This is a genomic window from Arthrobacter sp. LT660 (assembly GCF_056172845.1).
In genome coordinates, this window is the sequence record NZ_CM149651.1 from 1600281 (window position 1) to 1613306 (window position 13026).

The window sequence follows — 13026 nt, forward strand, 5'->3', positions numbered from 1 at the left end:
CGGGGAGGCGGCGAGGACGTTCCCCGCAGACGAAAGAGGGAAGGACGGCCGTGGCCGTCCTTCCCTCTTTCGTCTTACCGCTCAAGTTCGTCTTACCGCAAGGCGCCGGTGCGCCGTTCCGACTACCGCAAGTAGTCGGTGTGGACCCATCCGGTCTGCGTGCCGACCCGGACCTGGGCCCAGATCCCGGACTGCTGACCCGTGAGGGTGACGACCTGGTCCTTCTTCAGCAGCACAACGACCGCGTCCGCGGTGCTGGCGCCAGTGCGCAGGTTGACGTTCGCCGTCGTCGTCTTGGTTGTGGCCTTGACCGTGACCGGCGCGGTGGCCTTCGGCTTCAGGTAGGAGGCCATGACCCAGCCGGTCCGGGTTCCGAACTTCACCTGGTACCACTTCGAATCCAGGCTCACGACGCCGGTCGCCGAGACGGCCGAGCCGCTCGTCATGGTCGTCAGGACCGTTCCGGAGACCGGGGCCTGCCGCAGGTAGAGGTTGACCGCGGTGGTGTACGGCTTGCCGGCAAGCGAGGCGATGGTCTTCGTCGTCGGGGCCGCCATCGCCGGCACGGCCGCCAGACGCGAACGCGAAACCCACCCCGTCGTCGTCCCGAACCTCACCTGATACCACTTCATGTCCGTCGTGACCTGCCCAGTGGCCGTCACCGCGGAACCGGACTTCATGATCGTCAACAGCTTGCCAGTCGCGGCCGTCTGGCGCAGATAAAGGTTCGCAGTCGTCGTGAACCTATCGTTCACCAAATAGGACACAGACTTAGTCGGCAACACCTCCGGCTTCGCCGCCGGCACGGCCGCCAGACGCGAACGCGAAACCCACCCCGTCGTCGTCCCGAACCTCACCTGATACCACTTCATGTCCGTCGTGACCTGCCCAGTGGCCGTCACCGCGGAACCGGACTTCATGATCGTCAACAGCTTGCCAGTCGCGGCCGTCTGGCGCAGATAAAGGTTCGCAGTCGTCGTGAACCTATCGTTCACCAAATAGGACACAGACTTGGTCGGCAACACCTCCGGCTTCGCCGCCGGCACGGCCGCCAGACGCGAACGCGAAACCCACCCCGTCGTCGTCCCGAACCTCACCTGATACCACTTCATGTCCGTCGTGACCTGCCCAGTGGCCGTCACCGCGGAACCGGACTTCATGATCGTCAACAGCTTGCCAGTCGCGGCCGTCTGGCGCAGATAAAGGTTCGCAGTCGTCGTGAACCTATCGTTCACCAAATAGGACACAGACTTGGTCGGCAACACCTCCGGCTTCGCCGCCGGCACGGCCGCCAGACGCGAACGCGAAACCCACCCCGTCGTCGTCCCGAACCTCACCTGATACCACTTCATGTCCGTCGTGACCTGCCCAGTGGCCGTCACCGCGGAACCGGACTTCATGATCGTCAACAGCTTGCCAGTCGCGGCCGTCTGGCGCAGATAAAGGTTCGCAGTCGTCGTGAACCTATCGTTCACCAAATAGGACACAGACTTAGTCGGCAACACCTCCGGCTTCGCCGCCGGCACGGCCGCCAGACGCGAACGCGAAACCCACCCCGTCGTCGTCCCGAACCTCACCTGATACCACTTCATGTCCGTCGTGACCTGCCCAGTGGCCGTCACCGCGGAACCGGACTTCATGATCGTCAACAGCTTGCCAGTCGCGGCCGTCTGGCGCAGATAAAGGTTCGCAGTCGTCGTGAACCTATCGTTCACCAAATAGGACACAGACTTAGTCGGCAACACCTCCGGCACGGCAGGCTGCTTCGTCTCCGCCAAGAAAGACGCCGCTACCCACCCGGCGACGGCACCATACCGTACCTTATACCACGTGGAATCGGCTGAAACGATGCCCGTAGCAGTGACCTCAGTGCCGCTGGGCATGATGGTCCACACGCTACCCGTTTCGGGCGCTCCTCGAAGGTTCAAGTTGGCCGTGGCAGTGTATGCCTTGTCCTTCAGTGACTCCACAGTCTTGGTCGTGGCGAACGGATCCACCGGGCTCGGTTCAACGACCACCTCGTTCAGGAACGCGACCGCCGCCCAGCCCGTCGTGGTCCCGTGCTTGACTTCGTACCACTTCTTGTCCGTGGTCACCTTGCCGGTCGCGGTGACGGAATCGCCCTTGGCCATGGTCCTGACGATGCTTCCGTCGACGGCGCGGGAGCGGAGGTTCAGCGTCGACGTCGTGGTGAATTCGGTGCCCTCGACGGAGGAGTCGGTGGTCACCGGGACCACGGTGCTGGCCACCGGCGCCAACGAGACCTGGCCCGGGCTCACGGCGTAGCGCTCGACCCAGCCGTAGACGCCGCCGGTAGTCACCGGGACGTAGCCGTTGACCATGGTGCCGGGCTTGGACGTCATCGCCGAGCCCTTGGAGACGGTCCGCAGCGTCGTCGACGTCGCGTACGGTGTGGCCTTCAGGGAGGTGGACTTGTTCGCGTAGTAGGTGCAGCTGGTGTGCTGGCGCAGATTGTAGTCCAGGTACGCGCCGGCCCTGATGTCGACGCCCTTCTTCTTCATGAAGTCGATCGGCTCGATGGTGTCCTGCACGTACCACTGCCCGTCCCAGACCTCGAAGTGCAGGTGCGGGGCGGTGGACGGTCCGGAGTTGCCGACTTTGGCGATCTGCTGTCCGGCCTTCACCATCTGGCCAACCTGCACGTGGGACGTGGCGGACCACATGTGAACGTACACGGTCTGGATCTTGCGGCCGTTGTCGTTGTGGTCGATCACGATGTAGCCGGAGGTGCTGGTGGTACCGCTTCTGGCCTTGACCACCTTTCCGTCGGCGACCGCGTAGATCGGCGAGCCGTCAGCGAGCGCAAGGTCCTGGCCCATGTGCAGCGTGGATCCGCCGATCACGGGGATGCAGCGCGGCCCGTACGGCGACGAGTAGCGGTACGTCTCCGCCTGCAGCGGGTTGACCCACTGGCCGGCCCGCGGCACGGATCCGTCCGCCGCGACGGCGGGTATCCCAACTGCCGGCGCCGCCATGGCCGCTTGCGGGACCACAGCGACGCTGCCCAGAACAAGTGCCGCCGTGGCGGCCGCGGAAAGCAGTCCGGTGGATCGTGGTGCGTACATGGTGCTGCTCCTTGAGATGCGAGTGGCCGAACGGACACGAGTTCTGCTTGTGCTGAGTGATGACTTGAGGTGCTGGTGTGGTTTCGGGGCCATGCGTCGGCCACGGTGGTGTTCTGAGCCTTAGCCGGCCGTGGCGCCCGAGGAAGCGGTGATGATCCAGCCGCCGTCGTAAGTGAGCGTGACCGTGGTGCCCGGCGCGACGGACTGCGCCGAGGCGTCCGTCCCGTCGCGGTAGGTGAAGAAGCGTCCGGCGTCGATGGTCGCCGTGTCCACGGTGGCGGTGCCGAGGCCGCGGACGTCGGTGTTCAGCGTCTCGCTGGCGCCCTCGATGACGTACGGCGCCACGGCCTGGTAGAACGCGATGACGACGGCGGGGTCGCGGCTCGGGACCTCGTCGGCGAGCGTTCCTATCTCCGTGGCCAGGAACTCCTCGGGCGACGCGTTCAGGACCGCCAGCCCGCCGGCGGCGTCGCCACCGAACTCCGACTCGATCTTGAAGGTGGCGTGCTGGTCCAGGGGTCCGAGCTGGTCCCGGACGAAAGCTGCGGCGCCGAGCTCGTTCGGCGCGTAGGTGCGCACGTAGTCGGGGCCGTCCTCGAAGCCGGGCTCGAGCGCGTCCGGCCCGCCGAAGGCCGGGGCCGAGAACGACGCCGGCGCGTCGGAGTCGCTTCCCGGCGCGGCCGGGGCGGACGACGCCGCGGACTCAGAGCTGGAGGCGGGGGCGGACGTCTCCGCTGATGCCGATGCCGCGGGCGTCTCGGAAGCGGCGGAGGCGGTGGGCTGCTCCGACCCGACGGCCGGGCCGGAGGCCGCCGCTGACGACGATGGTGCAGCGGTCTGAGTGGCCGCGGTCTGGGTGGCGGAGCCGGATCCGCCGGGGGCGGCATCGGACGCGCCCAGGCCGCAGCCGGTCAGCGCCAGCGCAGAAGCCGAGAGGACGGCCAGAGCCAACACCCGCTTGCGGGGCGTGCGCGGGCCCGCAGGGCCCGCCTGTTGGCGTGTCGCGGCACTCTGCGCCACGGCATGGTTCATCGACTTCAAAACGGCTTCCCCCCGATTGATTTCTAATAAAAGAATATCCGCAAATGCGCCATCGCGCACTACATATGCACTATGATCCGGCGTGTCGTAGGCGACTCGCCCAGAAACAGGCGTTTTAGAAGGGACTCATGTGACTCGTGCTTCTCTTGTGACAGCTTTTCGTCTGGCGTGTCGCGCGGCGCGGCACTCGGCGTGTCGCCTCACGAAGCGATGTCGCCCAGCCGTCCGACGTCGCCCGGTTGACGCCGCGCGCGGGTGAGCTCCGCGCGGTCCGCCACCCCGGCGTCGTGCGGGTAGGCGACTTCCTCCAGGACCAGGGGGTGCGGCGCTGACAGGAACGATTTGGCGTCGCGGACCCGCTCCCCGAGGCGCGCCTCCATCCAGCCGACCGGCTGCCGCCCGTCCGCGACCATGAGCGCGGCGCCGATCAGCGCGCGCACCATGTTGTGGCAGAACGCGTCCGCGCGCAGGTGGGCGACGATGATCCCGTCCGCCCCGCGGGCGAAGCCGAACTCCTCGAGCGTTCGGATGGTGGTGGCGCGCTCGCGCGGCTTGCAGAAGCTGAGGAAGTCGTGGCGGCCGGTCATCGCGCGGGCCTCCGCGTTGAGGACATCCGCGTCCAGGGCGCGCGGGTGCCACAGCGTGTCGTTGCGCGTGAGCGGATCCCAGCGCTCCTCGCCATCGGCGATCCGGTAGGAGTAGCGGCGCCACAGCGCGGAGAAGCGGGCGTCGAACCCGGCGGGGGCCACGCCGGCGGCATGTACGACGACGGCTCCCCCGATGCGCGAAACCACACCGCGCACGCGGCGCAGCAGTGCGGTCTCCGGCGCCACGTCCTTGCCCCGAGGCAGCCCGGCGAACTCGGCCGGGGTGAGGTCGAAGTGGACCACCTGCCCGCGGGCGTGGACGCCGGCATCGGTCCTGCCGGCGACGGCCGTGCGGACCGGCCGGCGGAACAGGAGCGCGAGGGCCTCCTCGAGCGCGCCCTGCACGGTGCGGCGGCCGGGCTGGACGGCCCACCCGGAGAACCCGGAGCCGTCGTAGGCCAGCGTCAGGCGGATGCGGACGGTGGCGGGCTCCGGCGTCGTACTGTCCGGGACCGAAACCCCCGCCAGCGCATGGGGATCGACGCCTTCGGAAGGGGAGAAGTCCATGCCCCCGATTCTATGCGGCGCCCGGGTCCGCCCGGACGCAAAGGAACCCGCCGACCGAATGGTCGACGGGTTCCATCATGCGTTCACAAAGGAACGGAAGCGACTGCCTACTTGGCGGTCTTGTCCTCGTCGGCTGCCGTTTCCTCGGCTGCGGGGGCCTCGGCCGTTGCGGCCTCGGTCTCCACTGCCTCAGCCTCGGTGGCCTCGGTCTCCTCGACCGGCGCCTCCTGAACCGGAGCGGACTTCGCGGCTGCCTTCTCCGCTTCCTTCACGACTGCCTGCTTCGCGGAGACGGGCTCCAGCACCAGCTCGATGACTGCCATGGGAGCGTTGTCGCCCTTGCGGTTGCCGATCTTGGTGATGCGGGTGTAGCCGCCGTCGCGCTCGGTGACCAGCGGGGCGATGTTCACGAACAGCTCGTGGACGACGCTCTTGTTGGTGCGGCTGCGCGACGCGATCTCGGCCTGGACACGACGGCGCGACGCCAGATCTCCGCGCTTGGCGAAGGTGACGAGGCGCTCGGCGTACGGACGGAGGCGCTTGGCCTTCGTGACCGTGGTGGTGATGCTCTTGTGCTCGAACAACTGGGCGGCCAGGTTGGCGAGCATGAGGCGCTCGTGGGCAGCTCCGCCTCCGAGGCGCTTTCCCTTAGGGGGGGTAGGCATTGGTTTTTCTCCTCATATGGTGCCCGCGCCCCGCGCCTCACGGCGCGGGAACACGGGCAAAGTACATTACTTCGAAGGCGGCTTTAGACCTCTTCGTCGCCGTAGGCGGCTTCGTCCTCTTCAATGGCTGCGGCACGGGCGGCCAGATCGAACCCTGGAGGGGAATCCTTCAGGGAAAGACCCAGCTCGATCAGCTTTGCCTTCACCTCGTCGATGGACTTCGCGCCGAAGTTGCGGATGTCCATGAGGTCAGCCTCGGAGCGGGCAACAAGCTCGCCCACCGTGTGGATGCCCTCGCGCTTGAGGCAGTTGTACGAGCGAACCGTCAGCTCCAGGTCCTCGATCGGCAGCGCCATGTCGGCGGCGAGTGCGGCGTCCGTCGGGGACGGGCCGATCTCGATGCCTTCGGCGGCCGAGTTGAGCTCGCGGGCCAGACCGAACAGCTCGACCAGGGTGGTTCCGGCGGAGGCGACTGCGTCGCGCGGCACGATGGAATCCTTGGTTTCGACATCGACGATCAGCTTGTCGAAGTCGGTGCGCTGCTCGACACGGGTGGCCTCCACGCGGAAGGTCACCTTCAGAACGGGCGAGTAGATGGAGTCGACCGGGATGCGGCCGATCTCTGCATCGAAGCTCTTGTTCTGCGCCGCGGAAACGTAGCCGCGGCCGCGCTCGATGGTCAGCTCCATGTCGAACTTGCCCTTCGCGTTCAGCGTCGCGATGTGCAGGTCCGGGTTGTGGAACTCGACGCCGGCCGGCGGCGTGATGTCCGCGGCCGTGACGACGCCGGGGCCCTGCTTGCGCAGGTAGGCGACGACGGGCTCGTCGTGCTCGGAGGACACAGCCAGGTTCTTGATGTTCAGGATGAGTTCGGTGACATCTTCCTTGACACCCTGAACGGTGGTGAACTCGTGCAGCACGCCGTCGATCCGAACGCTGGTGACAGCTGCACCAGGAATGGAGGACAGGAGCGTGCGGCGAAGCGAGTTGCCCAGGGTGTAGCCGAAGCCGGGCTCCAGCGGTTCGATGATGAACCGCGACCGGTTCTCCGCTACTACTTCTTCGGTAAGGGTGGGGCGCTGTGCAATAAGCACTTACATTTCCTTTCAGCGAGCATCCGCTATATGACGCAACACAGGGGGTGGAAACGACGTCTGCCGCGAAGGCGGTCGTCTTGGTCGGTCAGTGGGCCGCGTGTGGCGCGCGCCGCCGTCGTGCTCCTTGGAACACGACGGCAACACGCGCCGAACGTGGGCTACTTAGACGCGGCGACGCTTCGAGGGGCGGCAGCCGTTGTGGGCGCTCGGGGACACGTCCTGGATGGACCCGACCTCGAGGCCGGTGGCCTGCAGCGAGCGGATGGCCGTTTCGCGACCGGAGCCCGGTCCCTTGACGAACACGTCGACCTTCTTCATGCCGTGTTCCTGGGCGCGCTTGGCGGCAGCCTCGGCGGCCATCTGAGCGGCGAACGGGGTCGACTTGCGCGAGCCCTTGAATCCGACCTCGCCCGAGGAAGCCCAGGCGATGACGGCACCGGTCGGGTCCGTGATGGACACGATGGTGTTGTTGAACGTGCTCTTGATGTGCGCCTGGCCCAGCGCGATGTTCTTCTTGTCCTTGCGACGCGGCTTGCGCACCGCTCCACGAGTCTTTGGGGGCATTGCTTACTCCTACGAATGAATTGGCTATGGGATCCGCTATTTCTAGCGGGTCTTCTTCTTACCGGCGACGGTGCGCTTCGGACCCTTGCGGGTACGGGCGTTGGTCTTGGTGCGCTGTCCGCGGACCGGCAGGCCCTTGCGGTGGCGAATGCCCTCGTAGGAGCCGATCTCGACCTTGCGGCGGATGTCGGCAGCCACTTCACGACGGAGGTCACCCTCGACCTTGAAGCTGCCTTCGATGAAGTCACGCAGCTGGAGAAGCTCAGCGTCGGTGAGGTCCTTGACACGAGTGTCCGGGGAGATCCCGGTCTCGGCAATGGTCTGTTCTGCACGGGTCTTGCCCACGCCGTAGATGTAGGTGAGCGCGATGATCACGCGCTTTTCGCGCGGGATGTCTACGCCAGCGAGACGAGCCATATTGGTTGTCTTCCTTACGTTATTCGCGGAGGTGTGGAGCAGCACAATCCCTGTTTCCAGGTCCCCGGCCTCCGTGCCCGGGGGTGTGCGTCCCGCGTAGTGGACGCTGTGCTGCCGTAATTACTCAACTACGCGCAGGTCTGGATTTCCGTGCGGAAATTAGCCCTGGCGTTGTTTGTGGCGTGGGTTTTCGCAGATCACCATGACCCGACCGTTGCGGCGGATCACCTTGCACTTTTCGCAGATCGGCTTCACGCTAGGGTTGACCTTCAAGGCACTGTTCCTTTGCGGTTGCTGTTTTCAGTGGAGCTGTGGCTACCTTCGTCGCCCGGGGATCCGGGGACTCCGGCCTTACTTGTAGCGGTAGACGATACGGCCGCGGTTGAGGTCGTACGGGCTGAGTTCCACCACTACGCGGTCCTCCGGGAGGATCCTGATGTAGTGCTGACGCATCTTTCCCGAGATAGTGGCAAGTACCACGTGTCCGTTCGGAAGCTCAACGCGGAACATCGCATTGGGCAGTGCCTCCGACACGGTGCCTTCTACCTCGATGACACCCTCTTTCTTGGCCATATCCTCCGCTAACGTTTGTGCCGGTCGCTAATGCTTCCGGCTTGTATAGATTTCGGTTGTTCCGCACGCCTGCCCCAGCCGTTCACTTGGAGCGGATGTTTTGGGCATAGGCGTAGAGACAACCAACAAGCAAGCCTACCCGGTTACGTCCCTGATGGCGAATCGGCCGGACCCCCTCCCGGGACCCAGTTGCGACGAAGCCGCGACCTCCGTCGTCCGCCGTCGTCCGCCGTCGTCCGCCGCTACCGTCTCCCGTCGCCACCGCCGTCTCCCCGCCCCGCTCCCCCGCCTCAGCTCCCACCGTCGCCGCTCCTATCGGTGTCGGGGTAAGTGTGGGAATGCGGAACGGATTCCTGCAGGTACCCCGACATCGATGCGAGGACAGGGGGCGGCTTGGCGCGTCCAACCGGCTTCCTCGCCCCTGGCGTTGGCTGACTCTCCCGCCAAACCCTGTGGACAACCGCGCATCGACCTCAACCGACGTCGACAATCGGAGAATGCGTACAGCCTCTCCCCTGCCGGCCGAACTCATGGACCGGGTCTTTACGCTCTCGCAGGCGAAGGATCTGGGCGTGCCGGCAAACCGTTTGCGCGCCGGCGACGTCCATCTCCTCCACCGACGCCTCTACTTCCAGGGGTCCGGAACACCATCCGAGGCGGCCGTCGCTGCGGGTCTGTGCCTCATCCACGACGGATCCTTCACGTCGCATCTGACGGCGGGCCGCGTTCACGGGCTTTGGCTTCCAAGCCGCCTCCAGTCCGGCGGGCCGCTCCATCTGACGCGATACCGGAGCCGGCCACTCGAAATCACAGGAGTTGCCTGCCACCGCATCCGCCAGTTCAAGGGCGGGACCACAACCATCCCGGCACCCAGCGACGGTCCGCCGCACAGCATCCTGCCGATCTCCACGCCAGCCCGAACCTGGCTCGAGTTGGCCCAGACCCTCCGTCAGGACGATCTAGTCGCCATCGGTGACCAGCTGGTCCGCCAGCCCTACACGCAGTTCGAGGCGAGGCAGGAGCCGCTTGCGACGCGCGAGCAACTGCACCTGCTGCTGGATCGATACCGTGGCTTCCCCGGCTCCGGGAATGCCCGTGCCGCGCTGGAACTTGTCCGTGTTGGATCGGACTCCGCGATGGAGACCAAACTCAGGCTGGCTCTGATCCGCGCAGGGCTTCCCGAGCCCGACCTCCAAATCCGTGCCGAGCCCGGTGACCCCTTCTCCGCGTCGTGCGACCTTGGATACCGCTCGGCTCGACTAGCCATTCAGTACGACGGAGCGCACCACCGCACGGCGGAACAGCTCCGCGTGGACAACCGACGGGACCGCGCGTTTACCGCTGGTGGTTGGAACTACATCAAGTTGGATTGGTCCGACGCATCCAACGGTTTCAGCCGCGCCATCGTATTGGTCCGTCAGGGACTGGCGTCGGCGGCATAACCCCGGAACCACGGCGGCCGTGTCGGGATACATGTCGGAATCCGAGAGGCTTTCCAACACTTACCCCGACACCGATGCAGGGGCGGCGGGGGCGGGACGGGCTAGGGCCGGAGCGGGGAGGGGGTGACGCCGAACGGCGCCAGGCCGGCCGCGCCGCCGTCGTGCGCGGTCAGGACCCAGATGCCGCCAAGGTGCACCGCGACGGTGTGCTCCCACTGCGAGGCGCGGGCCCCGTCGACGGTCGCCACGGTCCATTCGTCGTCGAGCACCTTCGTCTCCAGCGCCCCGCGGACGAGCATCGGCTCGATCGCCAGGCACATGCCCGGCTTCACGCGCGCGCCGCGGTGCCCGGTGCGGTAGTTCAGGACGTCGGGCGCCATGTGCATCTCGCTGCCGATCCCGTGGCCGACGTAGTCCTCGAGGATCGCAAGCGGCTCGCCCTCCTGCGCGGAGACGAAATCGTCGATCGCGTCGCCGATCTGCCCGACGAAGCGCGCGTTGGCGAGCGCCGCGATCCCCCGCCACATCGCCTCTTGCGTGACGTCCGACAACCGCTGGTCCGCCGGATCCGCGGTTCCCACGATCACGGTGCGCGCCGAGTCCGCGTGCCACCCCTCGATGATCGCGCCGCCGTCGATCTTCAGCACGTCGCCATCGGCTAGGACGTAGTCGCTCGGGAAGCCGTGGACCACCTCGTCGTTCACGGAGGCGCAGATGGTCGCGGGGAACCCGTGGTAGCCCTTGAAGTTGCTCGTCGCGCCGTGCTTGTCCAGGACGCCGGAGAACAGCGCGTCCAGCTCGGCCGTGGTGGTGCCGACCCGCGCCGCGGCCACGGCGGTGTCCAGCGCCTCGGCCAGGACCAGCCCGGCCTCGCGCATCTTCAGGATCTGCGCGTTGGACTTGTATTCGATCTTCGGCTGGCCGAACTGCATGTGGTCATTCCTTCGGGTTGGCTTCGTTCCATTATCCCGTACGACGACGGCAGCCCCCGCCGGTGGGGCGGGGGCTGCCGTCGTCGTACCGTTTTGCTGAAGTGCGCTACGTGGCGTCCGAGGACTCGAGCGAGGACATGACCCGCTCGGTGACCTCGTCGATGTCGCCCAGTCCGTCCACGGACTTCACGATGCCGCGGTCAAGGTAGCGGTCGACGACCACCTGGGTCTGCTCGTGGTACAGGCCGAGGCGGTGGCGGATGACCTCTTCGTTGTCGTCGGCGCGGCCTTCGATCTGCGCGCGCTTGAGCAGGCGCTGGACCAGCTCGTCGTCGTCCGCGGTCAGCTGGAGCACGACGTCGAGCTCCTGGCCTCCCTCGCCGAGGATGCTGTCCAGCTCGTCGACCTGGGCCGAGGTGCGCGGGTAGCCGTCGAGGAGGAAGCCGTCGCGGACGTCATCCTGGAGCAGGCGGTCGCGGACCATGCGGTTCGTGACCTCGTCGGGGACGAAGTTGCCGGCGTCGATGTACTTCTTCGCCTCGAGGCCCAGCGGGGTCTCTTCCTTCACGTTGGCGCGGAAGATGTCTCCGGTGGAGATCGCCACGACGCCGAGGCGCTCGGAGATGCGGGTCGCCTGGGTGCCCTTGCCGGAACCCGGCGGGCCAATGATCAACAATCGAGTCATCGCAGAAGTCCTTCGTAGTGTCGCTGCTGCATTTGGGCATTGATTTGCTTGACGGTCTCCAGACCCACACCAACCATGATGAGGACGGAGACGCCGCCGAACGGGAAGTTCTGGTCCGCGTTGATGAGCACGAACGCGATCAACGGGGTCAGCGCGATCAGTCCCAGGTAGATGGCGCCCGGGAACGTGATGCGCGACAACACATACTGAAGGTACTCGGCGGTCGGCTTGCCCGCACGAATGCCCGGGATGAACCCGCCATACTTCTTCATGTTGTCCGCCACCTCGGTGGGGTTGAACGTGATCGAGACGTAGAAGTACGTGAAGAAGATGGTCAGCATCAGGTACGCGGCCATGTAGAGCGGGCTGCTGCCGCTGAAGTTCGTCTGGAGCCACAGCGCCCAGCCCGGCAGCGAGCCGTCCGGACGCGCGTTGAACTGCACCAGCATGCTCGGCAGGGCCAGCATCGACGAGGAGAAGATGACCGGGATGACACCGGCCATGTTGACCTTGATCGGGATGTAGGTGGACGTTCCGCCGACGGTCCGGCGCCCCACCATCCGCTTGGCGTACTGCACGGGCACCCGGCGCTGGGACTGCTCGACGAACACCACGAGGGCGACGACGACGAGGCCGATCAGGATGACTCCGGCGAAGACGCCCCAGCCCTGCGTATTGGCGATCGCGCCCATGGACGCCGGGAAGCCGGCGGCGATGGACACGAAGATCATCAGGGACATGCCGTTGCCGACGCCGCGCTCCGTGACGAGCTCGCCGAACCACATGATCAGGCCCGTGCCCGCGGTCAGGGTGACGACCATCAGGATGATGTTCAGGACGGATTCGTCCGGCACGATCGGGAGCCCGCAACCCTGGAACAGGTTGCCGCTGCGCGCGAGCGAGACCAGCGTGGTCGCCTGCAACAGGCCCAGCGCGATGGTTAGGTAACGGGTGTACTGGGTGAGAGTCGACTGTCCGGCCGAGCCCTCCTTGTGCAGCTCCTCGAAGCGGGGAATCACGACGCGCAGCAGCTGCGTGATGATCGACGCCGTGATGTAGGGCATGATGCCCAGGGCGAAGATCGAGACCTGCAACAGGGCGCCGCCACTGAACAGGTTCACGAACTGGTACAGGCCGCCGGTGGTGTTGCCCGCGGCAAGACACTGCTGGACGTTCCCGTAGTCGACGCCGGGGGTCGGGATGAACACGCCGAGGCGATAAATCGCGATGATGGCGAGCGTGAACAGCAACTTGCGTCGCAAGTCAGGCGTCCGGAAGACCCGGGCAATGGCGCTGAGCAAGCGTCCTCCTGAAAGATGTGGTTCCGGCCACAGGGCCGAGATTGGCTTCTGTGAGTCTACCCGTAGAAA

The 13026-nt window shown here is 66.1% G+C and carries 13 protein-coding genes; 1 reads left to right on the plus strand and 12 read right to left on the minus strand.

Annotation, left to right across the window (positions count from 1 at the left end):
* Positions 1 to 122: 122 nt before the first annotated feature.
* The 9 genes from AC0QSG_RS07380 to infA form a co-directional block, all read right to left on the minus strand.
* Positions 123 to 3086 carry an SH3 domain-containing protein gene (locus tag AC0QSG_RS07380; RefSeq protein WP_475377151.1) on the minus strand — a complete coding sequence of 988 codons (2964 nt, stop codon included), beginning with the start codon at positions 3084 to 3086 and terminating at the stop codon, positions 123 to 125.
* A gap of 120 nt (positions 3087 to 3206) precedes the next feature.
* The gene (locus AC0QSG_RS07385; protein WP_475377152.1) at positions 3207 to 4106 is read right to left on the minus strand and encodes a hypothetical protein; all 900 of its coding nucleotides are present in this window, start codon (positions 4104 to 4106) and stop codon (positions 3207 to 3209) included.
* Between the two features lie 221 nt (positions 4107 to 4327).
* A complete protein-coding gene (truA, locus tag AC0QSG_RS07390) occupies positions 4328 to 5281 on the minus strand; it encodes a tRNA pseudouridine(38-40) synthase TruA (RefSeq protein WP_475377153.1) in 954 nt (317 codons plus the stop codon).
* A 107-nt stretch (positions 5282 to 5388) separates the two neighbouring features.
* Positions 5389 to 5946, minus strand: a complete 558-nt coding sequence (gene rplQ, locus AC0QSG_RS07395; protein ID WP_435728577.1) for a 50S ribosomal protein L17 — start codon at positions 5944 to 5946, stop codon at positions 5389 to 5391.
* Between the two features lie 83 nt (positions 5947 to 6029).
* Positions 6030 to 7040 (minus strand): DNA-directed RNA polymerase subunit alpha, encoded by a 1011-nt coding sequence (locus AC0QSG_RS07400; RefSeq protein ID WP_435728578.1) that lies wholly within the window; start codon positions 7038 to 7040, stop codon positions 6030 to 6032.
* Between the two features lie 165 nt (positions 7041 to 7205).
* The gene (rpsK, locus tag AC0QSG_RS07405; protein ID WP_435728579.1) at positions 7206 to 7607 is read right to left on the minus strand and encodes a 30S ribosomal protein S11; all 402 of its coding nucleotides are present in this window, start codon (positions 7605 to 7607) and stop codon (positions 7206 to 7208) included.
* A 42-nt stretch (positions 7608 to 7649) separates the two neighbouring features.
* A complete protein-coding gene (gene rpsM, locus AC0QSG_RS07410; protein ID WP_373971189.1) occupies positions 7650 to 8024 on the minus strand; it encodes a 30S ribosomal protein S13 in 375 nt (124 codons plus the stop codon).
* 159 nt (positions 8025 to 8183) lie between these two features.
* Positions 8184 to 8297 (minus strand): 50S ribosomal protein L36, encoded by a 114-nt coding sequence (gene rpmJ / locus AC0QSG_RS07415; protein ID WP_030148013.1) that lies wholly within the window; start codon positions 8295 to 8297, stop codon positions 8184 to 8186.
* Positions 8298 to 8375: 78 nt separating this feature from the next.
* Positions 8376 to 8597 (minus strand): translation initiation factor IF-1, encoded by a 222-nt coding sequence (gene infA / locus AC0QSG_RS07420; protein ID WP_068731548.1) that lies wholly within the window; start codon positions 8595 to 8597, stop codon positions 8376 to 8378.
* Positions 8598 to 9094: 497 nt separating this feature from the next.
* Here infA and AC0QSG_RS07425 point away from each other — a divergent pair, with 497 nt between their 5' ends.
* Positions 9095 to 10039 (plus strand): hypothetical protein, encoded by a 945-nt coding sequence (locus AC0QSG_RS07425; RefSeq protein WP_475377154.1) that lies wholly within the window; start codon positions 9095 to 9097, stop codon positions 10037 to 10039.
* Between the two features lie 101 nt (positions 10040 to 10140).
* Here AC0QSG_RS07425 and map read toward each other — a convergent pair whose 3' ends face one another.
* The 3 genes from map to secY all read right to left on the minus strand — a co-directional run bounded on the left by map (position 10141) and on the right by secY (position 12957).
* Positions 10141 to 10971 carry a type I methionyl aminopeptidase gene (gene map, locus AC0QSG_RS07430; protein WP_475377155.1) on the minus strand — a complete coding sequence of 277 codons (831 nt, stop codon included), beginning with the start codon at positions 10969 to 10971 and terminating at the stop codon, positions 10141 to 10143.
* A gap of 106 nt (positions 10972 to 11077) precedes the next feature.
* Positions 11078 to 11656 carry an adenylate kinase gene (locus tag AC0QSG_RS07435; RefSeq protein ID WP_475377156.1) on the minus strand — a complete coding sequence of 193 codons (579 nt, stop codon included), beginning with the start codon at positions 11654 to 11656 and terminating at the stop codon, positions 11078 to 11080.
* Positions 11653 to 12957, minus strand: a complete 1305-nt coding sequence (secY, locus tag AC0QSG_RS07440) for a preprotein translocase subunit SecY (protein WP_435728583.1) — start codon at positions 12955 to 12957, stop codon at positions 11653 to 11655. Before secY ends, AC0QSG_RS07435 begins: the two co-directional genes overlap by 4 nt.
* Positions 12958 to 13026: the final 69 nt, after the last annotated feature.